The organism is Geothrix alkalitolerans (assembly GCF_022808885.1).
Classification (GTDB): Bacteria; Acidobacteriota; Holophagae; order Holophagales; family Holophagaceae; genus Geothrix; species Geothrix alkalitolerans.
Genome location: NZ_JAKZLE010000001.1, coordinates 395,914 through 418,641 on the forward strand (window position 1 = coordinate 395,914; position 22,728 = coordinate 418,641).

The window sequence follows — 22,728 nt, forward strand, 5'->3', positions numbered from 1 at the left end:
CATGCTGGACGCGGGGCAAGCCTTTGTCCAGCAGGGGGTTGGCTAGATTTCCGCCAGCGCCTTCTCGGCTTCCGGCAGCAGGGCCGCGGCCAGTTCCGAAGCGGCTAGGTAGTACGGATGGGCCTGCACCTGGGGCAGCTGTTCGGCCACCACCGCCGTGAAGGGGCGCAGGTGCTCCTGAATCAGGCGTTGGGCCAGTTCCACGTACCGGTCGCGCTCCGCCAGGTCGCCTTCGATCACCTGGGCCAGAAGGTAGCTGAGGCAGGAAAGCTCCAGGCCCAGGTGGTCGGGCGGGATGCCGAGATCCTCCTGGAGGCTGATGTCGGCCTCGTCGTAGATGGCCTTGAGGGGCTCCAGCACCTCGGGGGCCATGTGGTGGCCCCGGGCCTGGACGGACTCGAAGAGGTGGACCGTGTCCGAGTCCTTGGCGTGGAGGAACAGCCGGGCGTATTCCACGGGCTGGTCCTCCGCGGAGAGGGCGGACTCCGCCATCCGGCCGAGGGGAGACGCCAGGGAGGGGCTGGAGCATCCGTCCAGCAGCTGCTTCAGCCCCTCCTTGAGGTCGGCGTCGGGCTCCAGGAAGGCTTCGGCGAGGATCTGGGCGAGGTCTGCCTGGAGCGCGAGCGACATGTCGAGGTTCCTCCTGAAGCACCTAGAATCAGCGGATGGAAAGATTTACCACCAAGACACCAAGGCACCAAGAAAGACAAAGGCAATGGCAGTTCTTGGTGTCTTGGTGTCTTGGTGTCTTGGTGGTGATCCGTTGATCCTTCCCTGAAGAACCAGGATCAGCGCAGCATTCCCATCCGGTGGAAGCTGCTCACCTGGCCAGCGTAGACGAAGATGTAGCGGAGCAGGAAGCCTCCGAAGAGCACGAGGCCCGCGGCGGTCAGGGCCATGCGGCGGCTGCCGTGGAATTCGTGGCCCTTGAAGATGCTGGGGAAGAGTTCGTAGACCTCGATGGCCAGGGGCACCAGGAGGCCCAGGAAGAGGAAGAACACCCAGAAGACCACGGTGTAGGGGCCGCCGAGGATGAGGGTCAGGGCGTCCTTCACGGCCTGGGACGAGAGCTGCCCGTGGATGATGTAGGGCAGGATGATGAATAGCTCCAGGGAGATGAACACCACGTCCAGGGTGACCAGGAACTTGGTCTCGTGCTTCTCGATGGGGTTCTTCCGGTCCAGCAGCATGGCGAGCAGCAGGGCCGCAGAGCCGCTGGAGAGGGCGGAGAACAGGAACATCTGGGCCACCAGGTTGGTGTTCCAGAACGGCCGGGCCGAGACGGCGCCCAGCAGCACGCCGGTGTAGATGCCCACGCCGATGGAGAAGGGGAAGCCCACCATGGCGATCTTCTCGCGCCAGGAGGAGATGTCCACGTTCAGACGATGCACCTGCTTCCAGGTCGCGGGGATCTTGCTGAAGATCCACTTGCGCTCATCCTCCTTCAGCCAGGCGAAGAGGTAGACGAAGGCGATGAGGGTGAAGATGGTCAGCAGGTAGGAGCCGATGGACATCGGGCTCTGCCAGCGGAAGTGCAGGAACAGCTTGTAGAAGCGGTACCAGTTCCCCAGGTCGAGGATGAGCAGGCCGGAGCCGATGGCCACGGGCCAGGGGGCCAGGAGGGCGCCCATGCGGGCGACCTTGGCGTAGACGGGCTTGTCGTCGACGGTCAGGTAGTTCGCCAGGCCCGCGGCGAAGAACAGCCCCGCGGAAAGGCCACCCAGGAACAGGTAGACGACGATGAGGAGACCCCAATTGAACTCGTGCATGGCTTCCTCCTAGAGCAGGTAATAGAGTTGGGGGCCGTTGCCCGTCTGGGGTTCCTTCACGCGGTAGCGCCGCGTGGAGAGCAGCTCGTGGATCCGGGCGGTGGGGTCCTCCAGATCGCCGAAGACGCGCACCTTGGAGGGGCAGGTCTCGACGCAGGCCGGGATGTCGCCCTTGTCCACGCGGTGGCTGCAGAAGGTGCACTTGTCCACCACGCCCTCTTCCTCGTTGAAGTAGCGGGCGTCGTAGGGGCAGGCGACCATGCAGTAGCGGCAGCCGATGCATTCGTCGTAGTTCACGAGGACGATGCCGTCCTTGCGCTGCCAGGAGGCCCCGGTGGGGCACACGCGGACGCAGGAGGGATCCGCGCAGTGGTGGCACTGCTCTGGCTCGAAGTTGATGCTCAGCTTGGGGTACTCGCCCTTCCGCTCCTCGTTGATGCGGTTCCGGAAGTTGCCCACGGGAACCTGGTTCTCAGCCTTGCACGCCACGACACAGGCCTTGCAGTTGATGCATTTCCTGGAGTCGATGACGAGGGCGTAGCGCTTCTTCTTGATGGCCATGGTTCACCCTCCTCAGGCGTTCGCGACTTTGACGAAGGTTTCGTGGAAGGCCGCGTTCCCGGAGACCTTGTCCCAGGCGGTCTCGAGGATCACGGCATCGCTGGCGCCCACGTTGTAGACGAGGCTCTGCATCTTCGACTTCTTGCCGAAGCCGTGGAGCATGAACACGCAGTCCGGGCGGATCTCCTCGGTGACGCGGGCCTTGAGCTTTACGCTGCCCACGCTGCTGGTGACCGTGATGTAGCTGCCATCCTTGATCCCGAGCCGCTCAGCGGGCTTGGGATTGATCCAGAGGTCGTTCTCCTTCATGAACTCGTGCAGCCAGACGTTGTTGGACTGATTGGCGTGAGTGAAGTAGCCCACGCGGCCCAGGATGAGCCGGAACTGGTCGTTCCGGGGCTGGGGCTGGGCCGTGTAGACAGGCAGGGGGTCGTGGCCGGCCTCCTGGAGGCGCTCCGAGAAGAGCTCGATCTTGCCGCTCTTGGTGACGAAGCGGTGCTCCGGGTTCAGGGTCTTGCCATAGCTGGGCTGGCCGCTGGCGGCCCAGACGCCGTGCTTCTTCATGTGCTCGGCGGCCATGGGGATGGGCAGGTCCTTGAACTCCGCCTCGACCCACTGGTCGATGGTGTAGTCGAAGTAGTCGCTGAGGCCCAGGCGCTTGGCGAGGCCCTGGACGATCTCGAGGTTCGGCTTCGTGTCGTGGATGGGCTTGACCACCTGCTGGCGGTAGACCACGGCGGGCCAGATGCCGGGCATCACCTCCACGGGATCCGTGCGCTCCAGGTAGGCGCTCTCGGGGAAGACCACGTCCGCATACCAGGCCATGTCGCTCATCTGCACGTCGATGACGCCGATGAAGTCCATCTGCTCGATCATCTTCATGGTCTTGGCCTGGTCGGGCAGGGAGTTCATGGGGTCCTGCTTGTAGACCATCCAGCCCTTCACGGGATAGGGCTTCCCGCTGAGGACGTTCTCGCGGAGCTTGAGGTAGACGCCGTCGCCCTTGGCGGCGAGAGGGAAGGCGGTCTCGATCTCGTCCACACGGGATGCCTTGGGCTCGTCCCAGGGCATGAACAGGAACTCGCCCTTGGGGAGCTTGGAGTTGGGAACCATGCCGCCCATCTGGTCCCAGTTGCCGACGATGGCGTTGAGGATGGCCTGGGCGCGGCGCATTTGGAAGTCGTTCTGGTACCACGAGGACCGGCGGCCCGCGTAGTAGAGGGCCCGGGCGCCGGCGTCGGCGAACTCGCGGGCGATGCGGACGATGTCCGCGGCGGGGATCTCGGTCTCCTTCTCGGCCCACTCCGGCGTGTACTGCTTCACGTGCTCGGCGAGCTGGTCGAAGCCGGTGGTGTAGGTGGCGACGAAGTCCTTGCTGTGGCGGCCCTCCTTGATGATCACGTGGATCATGGCGAGGATGAAGGCCAGGTCGGAGCCGGGCTTGATGGGGTACCACTCGTCAGCCTTGGCGGCGGTGACGGTGAAGCGGGGGTCGAGGTAGACCAGCTTGGCCTTGCGCTCCATCACGCCGCCGATGAGGTCCATCGTGTCGGGCGTGATGATGCTCTCGAAGCGGTTGGCGCCGGACATGATGACGAACTTGCTGTTCAGCAGGTCGAAGCTCGGGACCGTGCCGAAGGTGGCGCTGTAGGCCAGGTTCACCGAGGCGAGGCACAGCGTCGGATGGCGCACGATGTTGGGAGAGCCGAAGGCCAGGCCCAGGTTCTTGAAGAAGACCTCCTGGAAGCCCTCGGTGGAGGACCAGAGGGTGCCCTGCGGACCGTACTTGTCCTTCACCTCGGACAGCTTCTTGGCCGCGAAGTCGAAGGCCTCGTCCCAGCTCACGGGCTTCCACTTGCCCTCGCCGCGGGCGCCCACGCGGATCATGGGCTGCTTGATGCGGTCGGGATCGTAGACCTGCTTGATGGCCGCGTTGCCGCGGGCGCACAGCATGTCGCGGGACTTGGGGTTCTCGGGGTTGGGGTTCAGCTTCTTGACGAAGCCGCCCTCGACCACGGCAATGGCCGAACACTTGTTCGGGCACAACTCGCAGGTCGTCGGGATCTCCTTCGTTTCTGCGGCGGAGCTGCGCCCCTTCTTGAAGTATCTGAGGCATCCCACCTGTGTGGCGGCGACGGCCCCCGCGGTGGCGCCCGCGCTTTTCAGGAACAGCCGGCGATCCATGCGAATCGTTCCCATCGTGGTCTCCCTGGTGATGCGAGGAAGGGTGGTGGAGGACGGGCCGGAGGGTCGCCCCCCCGGCCCGCGGTTTCAGGTCTCTAGAACGTCACTTCAATGGCGGCGTAGGTGTTCTTCACCCGGGCCGGGAAGCTGTACTGGAGCATGGGGTTCTTGCTCAGGTCGTAGGCGTCTTCCCAGCTCTGGCCAGGCATGGCGCCGGGGCCGATCTGCCAGCCGCTGAAGGCGTGGCTGTACTTGTAGTCCAGGTAGCCCAGGCGGAGGGCGGCGTTCTTGGCGAAGCGCCAGTGGATGTAGCCTTCCCACACGTCGCCGCGCGTGCCCAGCTTCTCGCTGTACTCGCCGGTGGCGGGGTTGTAGGTGAACCAGCGCGGCGAGCCGTGATTGAACTCGACGCCGATCCCGAGCTTCTCGGTGGGATCCCAGCGCATGCCGGCGTAGTAGGCCGTGGCGGTGTGGCTGTGATCGGGATCGCCCATGAGGCCGCCGAAGCCGGCGAGCTGCTGGGTGCCGGTGGGGTATCCGGGAGGCATCACGGCCGGGAAGTCCCAGTAGGCGCCGTACTGCGACACCTTGCCGTTCGGATGGCTCTTGATGTAGCCGCCGCTCAGGAAGTAGGTGAACTGGTCGCCCACCTTGTGCTTCCAGGTCATGGTCCACTGGTCCATGTCCCCGAGGTTGTTGGTGGCGGTCACGTACTGGCTGGCGGGCATGCCGCCGATCCCGGGCATGGCGGGGATCGGGAAGTTGTTCAGGCTGCCGTACGGGATGTCCATCATGTTCCCGAAGCGGTTGTAGCCCAGGTAGAAGTTGGCGCTCTGGACGCTCTCGCCGATCTGGAACAGCAGGGGCATGTCGAACATGGCACCGAGGACGGTGGTGTCCTTCAGGGGGCCGATGCTGGCGACCTGCATGGAGGCGATCTGCATGTTCGGCTGGCCGGTGGTGGTGTTGATGTCCACGTTGGTGAAGTTGAAGCCCACGGGGGCCGCGTTGGTCTTCACCAGGCCGCCGCCGCCGAAGCCGGACTCGTAGCCCACGCCGTAGCAGATGCCGAGCAGGGTGCCTTCGGGCAGGCCGAGCTTCTCGAGCTGGAACTTCCAGCCGAGACCGTCGATGGTGGCGTTCACGGCCAGGGCCTGGGGCGTGGCCTGGCGCTCGCCGCCCTCGCGGACTTCGAACGGCGGGCCATCCGTGGTGTTCTGGCGACCGATGGACAGGATGCTGGCGAGCGAGTTGAAGTGGTAGACCAGGCTGGCGCGCTCGACGCGCAGCACGTCAGTGCTGGGGATCTTGCCGGAGTTGAAGGAGTTCGCGACGGTGTTCGGTGAGCCGTTGAAGGTCGGCACGTCAGCGCCGCCGTGGACCTTGTACATCACGAGGCGGCCCATGATCTTGGCGTTCTCGTTGATGGTGATGCCCATCTTCAGGCGCAGACGGGTGGACCACTGGACGGAGTTGCTCCAGTCCTGATCGGGGACCTGCTGCGTCAGCGGCATGGGCATGCCCGTGGCAGGGTTCTGGGCGAAGCCCATGAAGGCCTGGTAGGGCTTGAAGTGCCAGGTGGTGCTGTCGAAGCGGGTGCGAAGATCGCCGCCCCACTGGATGTTGTCGCCGGCGACCTTGGTCTCGACCTTGGTCAGGCGGGTGTCCACTTCCTGTGCGGCGGCGGCCTTCTCTTCGACGGCCTTGAGCTGGACCTTCAACTGCTCGATCTGCTTCTGCAGGTCCTGGGCGGACTGGGCGCTGAGGGCCGCGGGCGCCAGCATGGCGACCAGGGCGAGCGCGATTCTGGAATTCATGACGTATGCCTCCGGGGTGAGGGGTTCAAGGGCAGGGGTTCGGATGCGAGGCTGGGATCAGCCGCCGCAGGTTTCGGGCTGAGGGGAATCGGAGGCGTGGTTCACGAGGAAGGTCTGGATGTCCTTGACCTGCTCGGGCTTCACGACGGAGTCGATCTTCTCGGCGCCCTTCTTGTGCTTGCCGGCGGCGAAGTAGGCCTTCCACTGGGCCTGGGTCTTGGAGAGGGGGGTGATCTCCTTGGCGGCGCTTCCGGGGGTGTGGCAGGACTTGCAGGTCTTCTTGAAGAAGAATTTGCCCTTGGTGTCGCTGCCGCCCTGAGCGGCGAGGGGCACCGTGAGTGCCGCGAGCACGGCGAGGAGCTTCAGGGTGTTCCGCATGGAGCACGTCCTTTCTGGGGTGGGTGAGAAAGGGATGGCGCCCGGCCAGGCAGGCCGAAGGCACTGGATCCCGGGGATCCTGTGGGAGCTTGTTACGGGCGCGGATGAGAGCGCCGCTGAATAGAGGATGAATGGGTGGATAACGAGGTCAAGTTGTTCGTGACCATGGTCACCAATAATTAAATAACCACCAAGTAATTTGAATGAAAACCTTCGATTGGCATGGATCTGGAACCTGGCCATAGACGCTGGAATGGACTGTTATCTTGAGGGTTGCGAGGTTCTCCATGGACGCACCCCGATCCCTCCCCACCCCCGAGCAGGACGCCGCGGTGACCCCGGTGATGGGACCCTCGCTGAAGCGGCAGGTGCTGGTCTGCACCGCCAAGAGCTGCACGGCCAATGGCTCCGAGGCGGTCCTGGAGGCCTTCAAGGCCCACCTCATCGAGGAGAAGCTGCTGTTCTACAAGGGGAACCGTGAAGGTGAGGTGCAGTGCATCCACTGCGGCTCCGTGGGCTTCTGCGCCATCGGCCCGGCGGTGCTGGTGTACCCGGACGGCATCTGGTACGCCCACGTCACGCCCGAGGACGTGCCCGAGATCATCGAGAGTCACCTCAAGGGCGGCGTGCCCGTGGAGCGTCTGGTGCGCAAGCGCCTGGGCTGAGCTTTCCGCGGTCACCAGCCACCAGCCACCAGCCTTAGCCCTGGTCCTGGCCCTCATCCTCGAAGGCGCGCCGCTCTTCCGGCGTATCCACGTCCAGCCACTCGGGGCCCTCGGCGGGCAGGACCAGGTGCGGCAGGGATTCTGCCAGGGCCATGAGCGAGCGGGACGTCGCGTCGGCGATGGCCGGGCGAAGCGCGGTGGCGATCCAGCCGCCCAGGGGCTGGAGGTGGCCCCGGTGGCGCGCCATCACCCAGTGGAGGACCTGGGGATCGGCGGCCTCGGCGCGGTGGGCCCAGTCCTCCAGGCGCTCCGGCGTCCAGCGCACCTGGTCGCAGGCCAGCACCCACCAGCGGCGGGCAGCGGGCGCCGCGAGGGCCGCCCAGGCCTGCAGTGCCCGGGCAGGTCCCTCACGGGGATCGTCGATCACCGGCAACCCGGGACGGTCGGGCAGGGGCTCTCCCAGCACCTGGACGGGCGCCCCCGGGAACACGGCCTCGAAGACCTGGACGAGGCGCGCCCCCCAGGAGCCGCCGGCCGGGTGCGCCAGGGTGTGCTTGGCCTCGCCCATCCTGCGGCCCTGGCCGCCGCTCAGAAGCAGCAGGCCGGCGCGCGGGGAGCTCATCCACCCACCTGCCACATGCCACTCGATAGGACCGGGGCCTCCCCGCGGCGCATGGGGTGGCAATCCAGCTTCTCGGTGAGGGCCTGGCGGACGAGGCGTGCGAGATCCTCGTGCGAGGCGTGGTTCCGCAGGGGCTCCAGGAGATCCACGGGCTTGTTCCCGAAGAGGCAGGCCTTCAGTTCGCCGCGGCTGGTGAGCCGAACGCGGTTGCAGCGGTCGCAGAAGTCCGCGCTGAGGGTCGAGATGACGCCGACCTTGCCTTCACTCCCCGCCAGCTTGAAGATCCGCGCAGGGCCTTCCTCCAGGCCCACCACCGGCTCTTCCTCCAGGGAGGTCCCGAGGCCTTCCTGGGCGATGCGCAGGATCTCGCCGGCGGGCATGAACTGGTCGCGCCCCCAGCCATTGTCCTGGTAGGGCATGAACTCGATGAAGCGCACCTGGATGCCCTCCGTCTGGGCCAGCCGGGCGAGGGGGACGATCTGGTCTTCGTTCCAGCCCTTCAGGACCACCGCGTTCAGCTTGGTTTTGAGGCCGGCGGACCGGGCCGCCTCGATCCCCGCCAGCACGCGGGACAGGCCATCCTTGCGGGTGAGGCGCTCGAAGGAGCCGCGCTCCGCGGCGTCCAGGCTCACGTTCACCCCGCACAGGCCGGCGTCCCGGAGGCCCCTGGCCCGGCGGGCCAGGTGGATGCCGTTGGTGGTGAGGTGCACCCGGCCCTCCACCTCGGGGCTGATGCCCGCGACGATGGTCTCCAGATCCCGGCGCATCAGGGGCTCGCCGCCCGTGAGACGCACCTTCCGGATGCCCAGGCTGGTGAAGACCTGGGCGATCTGCACCAGCTCGTTCCGGCTCATGGCCGGGGGTTCGGCGCGCTCCTGGGCTCCGGTTCTCGGCTTGCAGTAGACGCAGGCCAGGTTGCACTGCTCGGTCACCGAGATCCGCAGGTAGGTGATGGCCCGGCCGAGGCCGTCCTTGAGGCCGTCCTTCAGCCTGAGCATCCGGGGGGGCTGGCTGTTCATCGGCATGGGGAAAGAGGGGGGCACAAAGTCTCCGGGTCCACTCAGGATGCTCGGAACGGCCCGGACGTGCCTGGGGTTTATGCCCTCGGTCACAGGGATCAGGCTTCCTGCAGCGGGAGCTCCACCATGAAGCGGGCACCCCGGCCGGGTTCGCTGTCGATCTTCATCTCCCCCAGGTGCGCGTCGATGAGGCTGCGGCAGATGAAGAGGCCGAGCCCCCATCCATGGGCGGCATCGCCGGCCTGGGTCTGCCGGAAGGGCATGAGCAGCTCCTCGACCTTCGAGACATCCAGCCCGCGCCCGGTGTCCCAGACCTCGAGGCGCCAGATCCGGGCCTCCCAGTCCACCGAGGACCTGACGCCCACCTCGCCTCCGGACGGCGTGAACTTCAGGGCGTTCTCGAAGAGGTTCAGGAGGATCTGGTGGAGGGTGGCCGTATCGGCGAGGATGTGCGCCCTCCCTGCGTCCGGGGAGACCTCGAGGTGGAAGGTGAGACCCCTGGCCTCGGCCTTCAGCCGAAGCACGTCCTCGAAACCCTCGGTGACCTCGGCGGGGACGGTGGGCACCAGCTTGAGGCTCTGCAGCAGCGCCTCCGAGCGGCTCTGATCCAGGAGGTTCCGCAGGAGCGTCTCGATGCGGTTCGCCTCCCGCTCCATCACGTCGAGCAGGTTCAGGTTGGCGCGGGGAATCAGCTCGCGCAGGCGGTCCAGGGTGAGGAGGATGGTGGTGAGGGGCGAGCGGAGGTCGTGCGTGACCATGTCCAGCAGCTTCAGCCGGCTTTCGAGGCTGCGCTTGATCTGCTGGTGGGCGTGCTCCAGGGCGCGGTTCTGCCGGTCCAGCATGAGAGTCCGGTTCTCGATGGTCTCCTCGAGCTCGCGGGAACGCATGGCGAGGCTGTGGCCGCGCCACCAGAGCACCCAGGCGAGCAGGCCGATCAGGGCCAGGGCGATCAGCCCGCGCATCAGCCAGCGCTCGTACCAGGCAGGACGGACTTCGATGGAGACGGGCGCCGCCTCGGCCCAGGTCACGCCATCGCTGGAGGCGCGCAGGTAGAACTCGTAGTGGCCCGCCCGGAGGTTCCGGTACTGGAGCGTGAGGCCCTGGTTCACGGGCTGCCAGCCGTCGTCCACGCCCTGGAGGCAGGCCTGGTAGTGGAGCTGGGAGGGCACCAGCGGGTCGCCGGTGTCGAAGCTGAGGTCCAGGTAATCCGGGCGCGGCGGAACGGTCGCCTTGTCGGGAAGCGCCTGGGAACCTCCGGGCCACCGCACATCGAGAAGGGTGGGCGGCCGCAGGGGCGTGTTGTGGAACGCCAGGGCGTCCTGCAGGATGCAGACGCCCCCGATCATGCCGATCCACAGGCGGCCCTTGGAATCCAGCAGGAAGCCGTCGTGGTTGGTCTCTTCGGAGATCAGGCCCTGGCTGCGGCTCAGGTGGTGGAGGTTCCGGCCCTCCAGCAGCGTCACGCCCTTGTTGTGGCCGAAGGCCATGTGCCCGCGTCCCACGTCGGCGATGAAATTGATCCCTTCGTCCGGCAGGCCCTCGTTGAGCCCGAAGGTCGTCCACTGGTCATCCCGCCACAGGTGGAGGCCTTTCATGGTTCCGATCCAGAGCCGCCCCCGGGAATCGACGGCCATGGCCGTCACGGTGGAACTGGCGAAGGGCGCGTACGGGAAGGCCCGCTGGAGCTTCCCGCCAACGAGTTCCCACAGCCCGTAGCCCGTGGCCAGCAGGAGGCGGCCCTGGTAGCGCAGGATGTTCGAGACGGTCTCGTTGCCGGCCTCGGGGGGCAGGCGGTGGTGGGCCAGCAGGCGTCCCTGGCCATCCAGCACGAACAGGCCCTGGTCGGTGCCCGCCAGGATGCCGGTGCCGCTCCGCACCAGGGTCAGCACCGCCGCCTTGGACATTTGCGCCGGGCCGGCGGGCGATACCCGGCCGTCCTTCCAGCGGGCGAGGCCACGATCGGTTCCCACCCAGGCGCCGCCGGCGCCATCGGCGAGCATGCCCCAGGTCTCGGTGGCGGGCAGGCCGTCGCGCTGGGTCCAGTGGGCGGTGATGTTGCGGCCATCCTCGACCAGGTAGACGCCGGTGCTGGCGGCGAGGAGGTACCTCTGGGGATCGAGCTCGAGGATGCCCGAGACCGCGGCCAGATCCTTGCCCAGGATCACGCCGGAACTGTCGATGGTCAGCAGCTCCGGCAGCGCCTGGGCCGCCAGCCCGTCGCCATCGGAACCGACCCAGAGCACGCCCCGGTGATCGCGCATGGCGACGAAGATCCGGTCCCGGGGAAGGCCGCTGTCGGAGGTGAGGATGCGGGTGCGCCCGTCGGGTTCCCGCACCAGCACGCCATCGCCGCCCAGGGAGATCTGGAATCCCTCGCCCTGGGCATTGAACCGGAGGCTGACCATCCGGGGAACGCGGGGAAGACCGGACAGCGGCTCGTTCACCCACCGGCCACGGTCCATGCGGAGCAGCGCGCCGTCGAGCAGCACCCAGGCCTGTCCGCGAGCATCCACCTGGAGGTCGCGAATCCGGCCGCCCGGATGCTTGGGGGACAGGGAATACATGCGAAGGCCCTGGGAATCCCAGCGAGCCACCTCGCCATCCTTGCCGAGGATCCAGATGCCCTTGGACCGGTCCCTCGCCAGGCGCCGGATCGGGCCGCCGGGCCAGGGGGCCGGCAGCTGGACGCGAAGGAACCTCCCCTCCTCCAGCCGGAACAGGCCCTGCCGGTTGCCTACCAGAACCCGATCCTGGTCATCCAGGCCGAGGGTCAGGCCCTCGAAGACGCCTTCTCCTTCGGCCAGACCGTAGTTGAGGACCGTGTCCCCGCGGATCTCGGAGACCCCTTCCTGGCTGCCCACCCAGATGCTTCCGGAGGGAGATTCCAGGAGGGCGTAGATGAAGAGGGCCTTGAGTCCCTGGGGAGCGGCGAACGTCCGGAAGCCCGAGGCGCCCAGGCGTGCGACGCCGCCGGTGTTGGTGCCCACCCAAAGGAAGCCGTGCTGATCCTCGACCAGCGCGGTCACTTGACTCTGCGGCAGGCCATCCCGCAGCCCGAAACGCCGGAACGCAGGCTGCTGTCCCGCCAGGGGCAGGATGGCTCCGACCAGTCCCAGCCAGAGCCAGGCGAAGAATACGAGGGATGTTGAGCGCATGAAACCGAGGTCAATGGAATCATCGGCGCGGAAGCGCGCAACGTGATTCTTGGATGGCATGGGACTATGAAAGCATGCTTGTGGACGCCCATTGCCATCTCACGGGAACCTACCTGGCTGAGGGCCAGGTGGAGGCCACCCTGGCACGAGCACGCGCAGAGGGGGTGACTGGCTTCATCGCCGTTGGCACCGATTTGGAGGATTCCCGCGCGGTGCTTGACCTTGCGCGGCGCCTTCCAGGCGTCCAGGCAAGCCTGGGTGTGCATCCCCATGAGGCCAAGACGTGGTCTCAGGATACAGAACCCGCCCTGAAGGCCCTGGCGGCTGACCCCGCCGTGCGCTTCGTGGGCGAGACGGGCCTGGACTGGCATTACGATCTGAGCCCGAGGGACGAGCAGGAGGCGGTGTTCCGCGCCCAGATCCGCCTGGCGAAGGCGCTTCGGAAACCCCTCATGATCCACACCCGCTCCGCTCCCGAAGCCACGCTGAGGATCCTGGAAGAGGAGGGCGCCGACGCCGTCCGGGGCATCATCCACTGCTTCAGCGAGGACCGGCCCTTCGCCGCGAAGGCCCTGGACCTGGGCTTCTTCCTTAGCTTTTCAGGCATCGCCACGTTCAAGAAGGCCGAGGCGGTGCGGGACGTGGCGGCCTGGGCCCCCGCGGATCGCATCCTGGTGGAGACGGACGCGCCCTTCCTGGCGCCGGTCCCCTACCGGGGCAAGCCGAACGAACCGGGTTTCGTGCGGTACACCGCCGAGGCCGTGGCCGGCCTGCGGGGGATCTCCTCCCTGAAGCTGGCTGAACTGACCACCCGAAACCTGGAGGCCCTGTGCGGCTGGGCGCCCTCTTCCTGACCGGGGCGGCGCTGGCCGCCGCCACCCCCCAGCTTCCCCCCGCTGCCGCCCAGGGAGCGCAGGGCCGCCCTCGCCTGCCCTGGGAGCAGGCCTCCCCCCTCGCCTGGCAGGCGGAACGCTGGGCGCCGCCGGCGGAGGTGCCGGGCGTTCCTGCGGCTTCGCAGGGGCCCATGACCGTGCACCTGAGCGGAGATGGCACCCTGCGGGTCAGCGACGCCCGGGGCCTGATCCTTCTGCAGGCGGGGCTGCCGGGCCGGCCCCTGCGGGCCTGGCGGGACGGCGGCGTGCCGCTCGCCTCGGCCTGGGGCGTCTGGAGTTTCCCCACGGATTCGCCCCTCACACAGGGGCTGGGCGGGCTCCGCTGGGCCGCCGATGATTTCCGCCCCTTCCTGCGGGGCCTGCTCTGGGTGCTGGAGGATGGCGAAGGCTTCCTGACCGTGGTGCATCCCGCCACGGCCCGGGTGGTCCATCTGCCCCTGCCGCCGGGCCGCGACCTGCGGATCCGCTTCCTCCCGGATCGCCTCGAAGTGGCCGCTGGAGATGTGGAAAAGGGCGCACCCCGCCAGTGGTCCATCCCCTGGATGGGCCTGCTGCCGAGGCTGGCCGCCCTGGGCCCCCATGCCGAAGCCCCCAAGCTGGGCACGGCCCTCGCCCCTTTCCCCAAGGACTGAAAGAATGGAAGGGCCTAGGGTTTCCAAACTGGCACGACCCTGGCTCAGTAGCCCCCGGAACCGACCCTATGGGCGTCGGCATCCAATCCAGCGGAGGTCCCATGAACGCGTCCTTCACCCATTCACGTTACGCCGCGGCCCTGTTGCTTCCCGCTGCCCTCCTCAGCGCCGCTCCCCAGGCCGCCAATCAGAACCCGGCGGACGATGACACCTACCAGGGCGAGGCTCCAGAGCGCTATGCCATGGTTCGGGCCCTGGAGGGCGAAGTCCGCATCCGCAAGGGCGACGTGGACGAGGCCCTGAGCCGCGGCACACCCGTCGGAGAGGGCGATGTCGTGGAAAGCCGCGGTCGTGGCGTTCTGCAACTGGGCGATGGCACCCGGATCGCCTTCGGCGGCGCCACCCGGTTCACCGTCGCGGCCCTCTTCACCGACCGGAAGGGCGAGAAGCAAGTCCTGCTGCGCCTGGACTACGGCCGGATGAGGGTGCTGCTGGGCGGCCATTCCGATGCGCGATTCCGGGTGGACACGCCTTCGGGCACGGCCACCTGCTTCGACAGCGGCTCCTTCACCATCGAGGCCGAGCGTGACAAGGTGGTGCGGCTCAAGGTCCACAGCGGCCGCGTCTCCTTCGCCAACGAGCGGGACGAGAACCGGATCGCCGCCGGCGAGCGCCTCACCGTCTACAGCCCCCAGGACCGCCTGGACCGCATTCGCGACTTCAACACCTACGATGGCGACGACTTCGACCGCTGGAGCGAGCGGGCCGTGGTCATCCGGCGCGGCGAAAGCTGGGACCGGGTGCCCCCGGAGATCCGCTACTACGCAGACGAGCTGGACGACCATGGCCGCTGGGTCCACTCCGACGAGTTCGGCTGGGTCTGGCAGCCGGCCGGCGTGGCCGAAGACTGGCGTCCCTACTACGACGGCCGCTGGGCGCCCTACTCCGGCGGCATGACCTGGGTCTCCGACGAGCCCTGGGCCTATGTGGCCTACCACCACGGCCGCTGGCACTGGAGCCTCGGCGTGGGCTGGTGCTGGATCCCCGGCATCTACTACAGCCCCGCCTGGGTGGCCTGGAACTACACGCCCGGCTACTACGGCTGGGCGCCCCTGGGCTACTACAACACCCCCTGCCATTGGGGTTATGGCGCCTGGGGCGGCGGCTACGCCTGGAACGTGGTGTCCGTGAACTACATCAATGTCGTGAACGTCCGCGGGCGCATCTACTCCGACGCCAATGTCCTCCGGACCTTCAACGGTCCCACCGGCAGCACCACCTGGACCGGCGGCGGCCGCGACCTGACCCCTCCCTGGCGCCGCTCTCCGCTGGTGGTCTCGCCGACCGAGTTCCGCAACCCGTCCCAGATCCAGCCGGTCTTCCAGCGCGACGTGAACCGCCAGCGCCTCGCGGCCTATGAGCGCCAGGCCCAGGCCGCCACCGGCCGGACCATCATCCGCCGGGAACTCCCCCCCGCCGCGGCCGGAGCCAGGCCCGGCACCCCCGGGACGCCGGGAGCAGCCGTCACCCGCGTGCCCTTCGAGGATCGCGGCCGGAGGGTCCAGCAGGGGGCCGATCGTCCCGCCGCCTCTCCCCGCGGACGGGGCTTCGAGGACCGGCCGAGGGACCGCGCGCGCGAGCTGCCCGCGACCCAGGACCGCAAGGCTGAACCCGCTCCCCGGGAACGCGGCGCGGATTCCCGCGGACGCATCGAGGATCGGCGCCAGGAGTCCGTCACGCGGGAACGCCCCGTGGAGCCCCGGTCCCGCGTGGAGGAACGGCGCCAGGAACCCCAGCCCCGGGAGTCCCAGCCTCGGGAGTCCCAGCCCCGGGAGTCCCAGCCCCGGGAACGCGGCTATGAGTCCCGGCCTTCCGCCCCGGACCGACGCCCGGAAGTCGCCCCCCGGGAGCGCCCCGTGGAGCCGCGGCAGCGGATCGAGCGCGAAGAGCGCCGCCCGGACCCTTCGCCTCGGCCCACAGAGCGGGAATACCGCCCCGCGCCGCGGGTCGATCCGCCCCGCGAAGAGCGCCGAGAGTCGGCTCCCGAGTCCCGACCCACCCAGGCGCCCTCCCGGCCCTCCGGCGGTGAAGGACGGGGTGGCGGCCGCGAGATCCGGCGCTGAACGGATTCCCTGAATGCAGAATGGGCCCCGGCGGGGCCCATTCCGTGTCTGCCGTCACGCAGGATCAGATCACTTCGACGGGGTAGCAGCCCTTCTGGATCAGTTCCGAGGCGATGCGGCCGCGCAGGCGGGCGCTGCTGGTGGGGTGGAACTCGGTGAAGGCCTTCACGCCGGCCAGGGCGTGGCGCAGGGCCTCGCCCTCGACCACGTCCGCGCAGAGCATGCGGGCGTCGCCGTGGACCTTGTGCCAGCTCTCGTTCACGTAGAGCTCGGTCATGTCGCGGGCGATCTGGGCCCAGCGGTGGCCGGACTCCACCATGCGCTCGGCGCGCACCACGGCGCTCTCCATGGCGTAGATCTCCATGAGCATGTTGCTCATGCGGGCCATGACCTCCTGGTTGTCCACGAGCTTCTGGCCCAGCACCTGCACCGCCAGGCCCGCGGCCAGCATGCACTGGCGCTTGCTGAGCTCCACGCCGTGCTTCAGGCGGGCCAGGGGCCCGGTAAAGCTCTCGGCCTTGATCGGGTTGGAGATCTCCTTGGCCACCTGCTGGCCGAACTGCATGAGCGGCAGCTCGCCCTTCATGGCGCGCTTCAGCAGCGTGCCGGCGATGAGGAGGCGGTTGATCTCGTTGGTGCCCTCGAAGATGCGGTTGATGCGGCAGTCGCGCTGGGCCTTCTCGGGCGGGTACTCGGCGCTGAAGCCGTAGCCGCCGAAGGCCTGCACGGCCTCGTCCGCCACGTTGAACAGGGCCTCGCTGGCCCACACCTTCGAGATGCTGCACTCGATGGCGTACTCGTCGATGGCGGCCATCTTGTCGGCGCCGGCCGTGGGGCTGTCCCAGCTGGTGGCGTGGAGGGCGTCGTCGAGGTAGCCGATGGTGCGGAAGTTCAGGGCCTCGGCCACGAAGATCTTGGTGGCCATGTCGGCAAGCTTCTGCTGGATGAGCCCGAAGGAGTTGATCGGCTTGCCGAACTGCTGGCGCTCGCCGGTGTACTTGATCGTGTATTCCAGGATGCGCTTCATGCCGCCCTGGCTGCCCACGCCCAGCTTGAACCGGCCGATGTTCAGGATGCCGAAGGCGATCTTGTGGCCCTTGCCGATCTCGCCCAGCAGGCGGTCCTTGGGGATGCGGCAGTTCTCCAGGATGACGGTCCGGGTGGAGCTGCCCTTGATGCCCATCTTCTTCTCTTCGGCGCCGGTGCTGACGCCGGGATCCGTCTTCTCGACGATGAAGGCGCTGAAGTCCTTGCCGTCCACCTTGGCGAAGATCACGAAGACATCGGCGAAGCCGGCGTTGGTGATCCACATCTTGGTGCCGTTCAGCACCCAGGTGTCCCCGTCCAGCACGGCCGTGGCCTTCGCGCCGAGCGCGTCGGAGCCGCTGCCGGCTTCCGTCAGCGCGTAGGCGGCCAGCCACTCGCCCGTGGCCAGCTTGGGCAGGTAGGCCTTCTTCTGGGCCTCGGTGCCGAAGTAGACGATGGGCAGGGTGCCGATGCCGGTGTTGGCGCTGTAGCTCACGGCGAAGCTGCCCTGCTTGCTCATCTCCTCGAGCACGAGCATGGCCGTGCGCTTGTCCACGTCCATGCCTTCGTAGGCCTCGGGGATCTCCAGGCCCAGGAGGCCCAGCTCGCCGGCCTTCTTCATGAGCTCGATGGTGAGGGGGAGGTCGAGCTTGTCGATGGCCTCGTCCTTGGGGATGACCTCGCCTTCGATGAAGTCCCGGGCGGCCCGGGCGAACTCCTTGGCGTCATCGCCGAACTCCTCGGCGGTGAACTGGGGCAGCGCCCCGATGGGGGTCAGCAGGAAACTGCCTCCCTTGACCTGCTCTGCAGCGGCGGTGCTCATCTCTGTCCTCCAGATTGGGTAGGGATCACGATGGGGGTCCGCGTGGCTCTTGGCTAGCCTCTACCTTCGGTCAACGCCCTCCGGGGGGACCGGCTGCTCGCTCTGCTCGCGAGTCCCCCCGGCCCCCCGTGCCGACACCAGGCTGAGCCTGACGCCGGCACCGCGGGACATACCTCCGGTAGGTCTCCTCTCTGGTTCAATGGAATGACCCCAGGAGGTTGAATGCCGGAAGGCCGTCACGTGCAGCAGATGTTTTCGGCCATCGCCGGGAAGTACGACCTCCTGAACCATGTGCTCTCGGGCGGTGTGGACTTCTGGTGGTGGTGGCGCATGGCCCGCCGCGCCGGGGCCGCGCCCGGGAAGCGCTTCCTGGACGTGGCCGCGGGCACCGGGGATTCCAGCGTGGCCCTGGCCCGCCGCGGCGCCGAGGTGGTGAGCACGGACTTCACCCACGCCATGCTGCGCCTGGGGCCGGCCAAGTTCCAGCGCAAGGGCCTGGCGGACCGCATCTGGGCCTCCAGCGACGCGGATGCCCAGCGGCTGCCCTTCAAGGACGCCACCTTCGACGGCATCACCATCTGCTACGGCATCCGCAACGTGGAGGCGCGGCCCCTGGCCTATGCGGAGTTCCTGCGGGTGCTGAAGCCCGGCGGCCAGCTCACCATCCTGGAGTTCAGCACTCCGGTGGTTCCGGGCCTGAAGGCGCTCTATGACTGGTACAGCCTCCGGGTGCTGCCCCGCATCGGCGCATGGATCAGCGGCGACGCCTCGGCCTACACCTACCTTCCCGAGAGCATCCGGGGCTTCCCGGATCAGCGGGCCCTGGCCTCCGAGCTAGGGACTGCGGGGTTCCGCGAGGTCGGCTGGACGAACCTCACGGGCGGCATCGCCGCCCTGCACACCGGGATCAAGTAGCTGATTGGCCGGCCGATCAGCCGATGGGATACCGCCCCTGATCCATGAGGGCCAGGGCGATGCGGTTCCGCAAGACGGAGAGCGGCGCCGGGGCCGGGGCGCGCATGGCCAGCAGCTCGTCCATGAGGGCGTCCAGGGCTGCTCCGGCGGCCAGCTCGCCGGCCAGCATGCGGGCCTCGGACTGAACCCGGTTCCAGGCCTCCTGAGCGTAGACCTCGGCCAGGTCCCGGGCCAGGGCGGCCCAGCGGTGGCCGCTGGCGGCCATCTTCCCGGCGCGCACGGCGGCGGACTCCATGGCGTAGAGCTCCAGAAGGAGGTTGCTGATGTGGGCCGCGGCCTCCTGGTTGTCGAGGATCTTCGGTCCGTGCTCCGCCTGGGCGCGGGCGATCACGCGGAGAGCGCGGGCCTTGGCCAGGGCCACGGTGGCCAGCAGGCCGTCCTCCGGCACCTGGGCGGGGGCCGTCCCAGCCTCCACCAGGGGCAGGCCGTCCGTGCCGCTGCAGCGCTTGAGGAAGGTCTGGGCGATGAGCAGACGGTTGATTTCGTTGGTGCCCTCGAAGATGCGGTTGATGCGGCAGTCGCGGTAGATCTTCTCGGCCGGGTACTCGGCGCTGAAGCCGGCGCCGCCGAAGGTCTGCAGGGCGTCGTCGGCGGTGGCGAAGAGGGCCTCGCTGCCCCACACCTTGGCCATGGAGGCTTCCATGGCGTACTCCTCGATGGCCTTCATCTTGTCGGCGCCGCCGGTCTCGCTCTCCCAGCTCGTGTGGCCCAGGGCCTCGTCCAGGTAGCCGATGGTGCGGAAGTTCATGCTCTCGCCCACGAAGATCCGCACGGCCATGTTGGCCAGCTTCTGCTGGATGAGGCCGAAGGCCGTGAGGGGTTTGCCGAACTGGGTGCGCTCTCCGGCGTACTTCAGGGTGTATTCGAGCACGCGCTTGCCGGCCCCGGCGGAGCTGGCGCCCAGCTTGAAGCGGCCCACGTTCAGGATGCCGAAGGCGATGCGGGCGCCCTTGCCCTTGCCGCCCAGGATCCGGTCCTCGGGGATGCGGCAATTGTCGAGGATGACCGTGCGGGTGGAGCTTCCCTTGATCCCGAGCTTCTTCTCCTCGGCACCGGTGCTCACGCCAGGATCGGTGCGCTCCACGATGAACGCGCTGAGGTGGGTGCCGTTGACCTTGGCGAAGACCACGAAGACATCCGCAAAGCCGGCGTTGGTGATCCAGGCCTTGGTTCCGTTCAGCACCCAGTGGCCGTCCTCCAGCACGGCGGTGGCCTTGGCGCCCAGCGCGTCGGAGCCGCTGCCGGCCTCGGTCAGGGCGTAGGCCGCCACCCACTCGCCGCTGGCGAGCTTCGGCAGGTACTTCGCCTTCTGCGCGTGGTTCCCGAAGTAGACGATGGGCAGGGTGCCGATGCTGGTGTGGGCGCCGTAGCTGGTGGAGAAGCTGGCCTGCTTGGCCATCTCCTCCAGCACCAGGAGGGCGGTCTTCTTCTCCAGGTCCAGGCCCCCGTAGGCCTCGGGGATCTCGATGCCCAGGATGCCCAGCTCGCCAGCCTTGCGCAGCAGCTCGCGGTTCAGGTCGAGGTCGAGATGGTCGATCGACTCGTCCCGGGGCATGACTTCGCCGCTGACGAAGTCGCGGGCGGCCTCGGCGATGGCGAGCGCCTCCTCGCTGCTCTCCTCGGGCGTGAACTGGGGCAGGGCGCCCGCGGGGTGGAACATGAAGCTGGCGCCGCGCACGGACAGGATGCTGGTCTCGGCCATAACGGACCTCCCGACCTCCTGATCATCTACCCGGAGTCAGGCTCCCTCCAGAGGGGAGTGGGGGACCTGGGTCACATTCTGGCTAAAGCAGCCGTTTCTGGCCCTTGGGGTGGCTCAGGACGACCTCCTTGACCCGGTGGATCCAGCCCGGCCGGTCCTTGGGATCCAGGCGCTCGAAGGGGATGGACCGTTCCTCCAGGAGCTTGTCCACCAGCTTGTCGATGGCCTCGGCGAAGAAGGTGTCCGTGTCCCGCACGCCGTCCGCCGCCAGGTGCCCTGAGAACGGCACCTTGAAGAGCAGGTCGTAGCCCTTCATCCAGTGGTGCATGAAGCGCTCGATGGGCAGCTGGCGGCCGAAGGCCAGCATCATGTAGGCGTAGTTGTCGAGCACGCTTCGGTCGCACACCACCACGTCATGCTGGCTGGCGGAACGGATCTCCTCGGCCATCTGGGTGAAGAAGATCCAGGTCTGCGCCTCGAGGGAGGTCTTCTGGTTGATGGGCAGGGGCGAGAGGCGCGCCACCTCCTTCACGATGTCCACATGGACCCCGTCCCGCTTGAGGGCCGCGGCCAGCTCATAGCAGAGCGTGGTCTTGCCCACGCCGTGCGTGCCGATGAAGGCGATCTTCACTCGGCACCTCCGGTGCCTCGCCCTTCGGGCTTCGCCTTCGGCAAAGTGGCCCTCCATGTATCGGCCAGCGCACCGCGCTGTCCTCCCACGCGCTCGCGCTCGTGGACATGGAGCCTTCGCTGTCGCTCCGTGCTCATGATCCGTCCCCTTCCGTCCTCTGGGCACGGAGCGCCTGCATTTCATCCCTGAGCTTCTGGGCGCAGTCGGGGCAGACGCCGTGGGTGAAGGTGGCTTCTGTGTGCTCGGAAAGGTAGGTCTCGATCTGGCTCCAGTAGCCGTGGTCGTCTCGGACCTTCTTGCAGCTGCTGCAGATGGGGAGCATGCCGCTGAGCTGCTTCACGTCGGCCAGCGCCTGGGTCAGCCCTTCGATCAGTCGCTCCCGCTCCGCCTCCATGCGCCGGCGTTCCGTGATGTCGCGGGTGACGCCCTGGAAGCCCAGCAGGCGTCCATCCTCGCCCCAGACGATCCGCCACTGCGCTTCGACCTGGATCTCCCGGCCATCCCTGCGCCTCACGGTCGCCTGCATCAGGTCGTCCTCGAAGGGTTGGGACCCCGGGGGGAGCTGGTGGGCCCGGGCCATGCGCTCCCGTACGATTTCGCTGCCCTTCCGGGAAAGGGCCCGCTCCTCGGGACCGAGGGCCATGAATTCTTCGGGGGTCCAGCCCCGCTGGCGGAGGATGGAGGGGCTGATGTAGGTGAGCCGCCCCTCGGGGTCCATGGACCAGATGACATCCCCGACGTTCTCGGCCAGCAACCGGTACTTGGCCTCCTGGGCGGCCAGCTGGGCTTGATCCTCCATCTGGCGGATCCAGGAGGAGCGGGCCTGCCAGCCCAGGGCCAGGGTGAGGGCGGCCAGGCCAAGGACCGCCGCGGCGGCGAAGGCCGCCTGGTGGCGCCAGGTCCGGAGGTACTCGGACTGGGCCAGGCCCACGAGGATGTAGAACACGGGCCGGCCGGTCTTCCGCATGACGTAGGTCCGGCGCACGCCATCCAGGACCGACCGCTCGCTGAAGTGGAAGGTGCTGTTCCCTGCCTGCACGGCCCGCAGGTAGGTTCCCTGGATCCGAGTCGTGCCGGTCATCCGCTGCTGGCCCTCGAAGTCCGGGTACCGGGCCAGGAGGCTGAGATCCTGGCCCCGCAGGGACACGGATCCGTGCCGGCCCACATCCAGGTGGGACATGGTCCGGGCCAGCTGCTCGGTGGGGAGCATGGCGAAGACCCCGCCCGCGAACCGCCCATCGGCGCGGACCATCCGGCGGGCCAGGACGATGACCCAGGCTCCCGAGGGCCCCCGGACGGGCCGCGAGATGGCCAACTCATCCCCGGCCAGTGCCTTGAGCTGGGCGAAGAAAGGCTGGTCCCCCACGTTTCCGGGGGCCTGGACCGGGGCGGCCTGCAGGACCCGGCCGGTGGCATCCACCACCTGCAGGGAGGTCAGCAGGCCCACCCGCCGGAACTGGGTCTGGATGAGGGCTCCGATCCGGCGGTGGCCCAGGTCCTGGCGGGCTTCGTCCTGGATGGACTGGAGGGTCAGGTCGATCCGGTGGACCGTGTCCTCCACGTTGTCCTCCAGGACCTCAGCCAGGTTCTGCGTCGCGGCCTCCGCGCGCTCCACGTAATGCCGGTGACTCAGGACCAGCAGCCACACCGCGGTGAAGGCGGCCAGGAGGTTGAACAGGACCAGCAGTGCCCCCACGCCCTTGATGAAGGTGGACGGGCTGAGCCTGGGGCGGGGCCGGTCGGTCATGCGATC

General features: G+C 67.9%; 18 protein-coding genes. 5 read left to right on the forward strand and 13 right to left on the reverse strand.

All coding sequences use genetic code 11. The features are described 5' to 3' along the window. Positions 1 to 42: 42 nt before the first annotated feature. The 6 genes from MLJ35_RS01780 to MLJ35_RS01805 form a co-directional block, all read right to left on the reverse strand. Positions 43 to 630: a molecular chaperone TorD family protein gene (locus MLJ35_RS01780; protein WP_243382525.1), complete on the reverse strand. Its 588-nt coding sequence runs from the start codon at positions 628 to 630 to the stop codon at positions 43 to 45. 158 nt (positions 631 to 788) lie between these two features. After that, positions 789 to 1,769, reverse strand: coding sequence for an NrfD/PsrC family molybdoenzyme membrane anchor subunit (gene nrfD / locus MLJ35_RS01785; protein WP_243320034.1), 981 nt, complete (start codon positions 1,767 to 1,769; stop codon positions 789 to 791). Between the two features lie 9 nt (positions 1,770 to 1,778). Continuing rightward, entirely contained in the window at positions 1,779 to 2,330 is a 552-nt protein-coding gene (locus MLJ35_RS01790; RefSeq protein WP_243382527.1) for a 4Fe-4S dicluster domain-containing protein, read from the reverse strand. Between the two features lie 12 nt (positions 2,331 to 2,342). Next, positions 2,343 to 4,529, reverse strand: coding sequence for a molybdopterin-dependent oxidoreductase (locus tag MLJ35_RS01795; RefSeq protein WP_243382529.1), 2,187 nt, complete (start codon positions 4,527 to 4,529; stop codon positions 2,343 to 2,345). Between the two features lie 80 nt (positions 4,530 to 4,609). Further along, positions 4,610 to 6,331, reverse strand: coding sequence for a DUF3373 family protein (locus MLJ35_RS01800; RefSeq protein ID WP_243382531.1), 1,722 nt, complete (start codon positions 6,329 to 6,331; stop codon positions 4,610 to 4,612). A 57-nt stretch (positions 6,332 to 6,388) separates the two neighbouring features. Beyond that, a complete protein-coding gene (locus MLJ35_RS01805; protein ID WP_243286568.1) occupies positions 6,389 to 6,709 on the reverse strand; it encodes a c-type cytochrome in 321 nt (106 codons plus the stop codon). Between the two features lie 287 nt (positions 6,710 to 6,996). Between MLJ35_RS01805 and MLJ35_RS01810 the strand changes: the two genes are divergently transcribed. Continuing rightward, entirely contained in the window at positions 6,997 to 7,374 is a 378-nt protein-coding gene (locus MLJ35_RS01810) for a (2Fe-2S) ferredoxin domain-containing protein (protein ID WP_243382533.1), read from the forward strand. Positions 7,375 to 7,408: 34 nt separating this feature from the next. Here the strand turns inward: MLJ35_RS01810 and MLJ35_RS01815 are convergent, their stop codons facing one another. The 3 genes from MLJ35_RS01815 to MLJ35_RS01825 form a co-directional block, all read right to left on the reverse strand. Then, the gene (locus MLJ35_RS01815; protein ID WP_243382535.1) at positions 7,409 to 7,996 is read right to left on the reverse strand and encodes an NTP transferase domain-containing protein; all 588 of its coding nucleotides are present in this window, start codon (positions 7,994 to 7,996) and stop codon (positions 7,409 to 7,411) included. Further along, complete coding sequence (moaA, locus tag MLJ35_RS01820) at positions 7,993 to 9,039, reverse strand: GTP 3',8-cyclase MoaA (protein WP_243382537.1); 1,047 nt, start codon at positions 9,037 to 9,039, stop codon at positions 7,993 to 7,995. The genes MLJ35_RS01815 and moaA overlap by 4 nt, the downstream gene beginning before the upstream one ends. A 74-nt stretch (positions 9,040 to 9,113) precedes the next feature. Further along, positions 9,114 to 12,170: a sensor histidine kinase gene (locus MLJ35_RS01825; protein WP_243382539.1), complete on the reverse strand. Its 3,057-nt coding sequence runs from the start codon at positions 12,168 to 12,170 to the stop codon at positions 9,114 to 9,116. 74 nt (positions 12,171 to 12,244) lie between these two features. On the opposite strand from MLJ35_RS01825, the gene MLJ35_RS01830 reads away from it, so the two are divergent. The 3 genes from MLJ35_RS01830 to MLJ35_RS01840 all read left to right on the forward strand — a co-directional run bounded on the left by MLJ35_RS01830 (position 12,245) and on the right by MLJ35_RS01840 (position 15,818). Then, entirely contained in the window at positions 12,245 to 13,024 is a 780-nt protein-coding gene (locus tag MLJ35_RS01830) for a TatD family hydrolase (protein ID WP_243382541.1), read from the forward strand. Further along, positions 13,000 to 13,695, forward strand: a complete 696-nt coding sequence (locus tag MLJ35_RS01835) for a hypothetical protein (protein WP_243382542.1) — start codon at positions 13,000 to 13,002, stop codon at positions 13,693 to 13,695. Before MLJ35_RS01830 ends, MLJ35_RS01835 begins: the two co-directional genes overlap by 25 nt. 101 nt (positions 13,696 to 13,796) lie before the next feature. After that, entirely contained in the window at positions 13,797 to 15,818 is a 2,022-nt protein-coding gene (locus MLJ35_RS01840; protein ID WP_243382544.1) for a DUF6600 domain-containing protein, read from the forward strand. 64 nt (positions 15,819 to 15,882) lie between these two features. Here the strand turns inward: MLJ35_RS01840 and MLJ35_RS01845 are convergent, their stop codons facing one another. Continuing rightward, positions 15,883 to 17,667, reverse strand: coding sequence for an acyl-CoA dehydrogenase family protein (locus MLJ35_RS01845; RefSeq protein WP_243294297.1), 1,785 nt, complete (start codon positions 17,665 to 17,667; stop codon positions 15,883 to 15,885). Between the two features lie 222 nt (positions 17,668 to 17,889). Between MLJ35_RS01845 and MLJ35_RS01850 the strand changes: the two genes are divergently transcribed. After that, entirely contained in the window at positions 17,890 to 18,582 is a 693-nt protein-coding gene (locus tag MLJ35_RS01850) for a class I SAM-dependent methyltransferase (protein WP_243320053.1), read from the forward strand. Between the two features lie 16 nt (positions 18,583 to 18,598). Here the strand turns inward: MLJ35_RS01850 and MLJ35_RS01855 are convergent, their stop codons facing one another. From MLJ35_RS01855 to MLJ35_RS01865, 3 genes are all read right to left on the reverse strand, one after another. Beyond that, positions 18,599 to 20,344, reverse strand: a complete 1,746-nt coding sequence (locus tag MLJ35_RS01855) for an acyl-CoA dehydrogenase family protein (protein WP_243382546.1) — start codon at positions 20,342 to 20,344, stop codon at positions 18,599 to 18,601. 82 nt (positions 20,345 to 20,426) lie between these two features. Beyond that, positions 20,427 to 20,975 (reverse strand): ATP/GTP-binding protein, encoded by a 549-nt coding sequence (locus MLJ35_RS01860; protein ID WP_243320068.1) that lies wholly within the window; start codon positions 20,973 to 20,975, stop codon positions 20,427 to 20,429. Between the two features lie 133 nt (positions 20,976 to 21,108). Then, positions 21,109 to 22,722: a PAS domain S-box protein gene (locus MLJ35_RS01865; RefSeq protein WP_243382548.1), complete on the reverse strand. Its 1,614-nt coding sequence runs from the start codon at positions 22,720 to 22,722 to the stop codon at positions 21,109 to 21,111. Between the last annotated feature and the right edge of the window lie 6 nt (positions 22,723 to 22,728).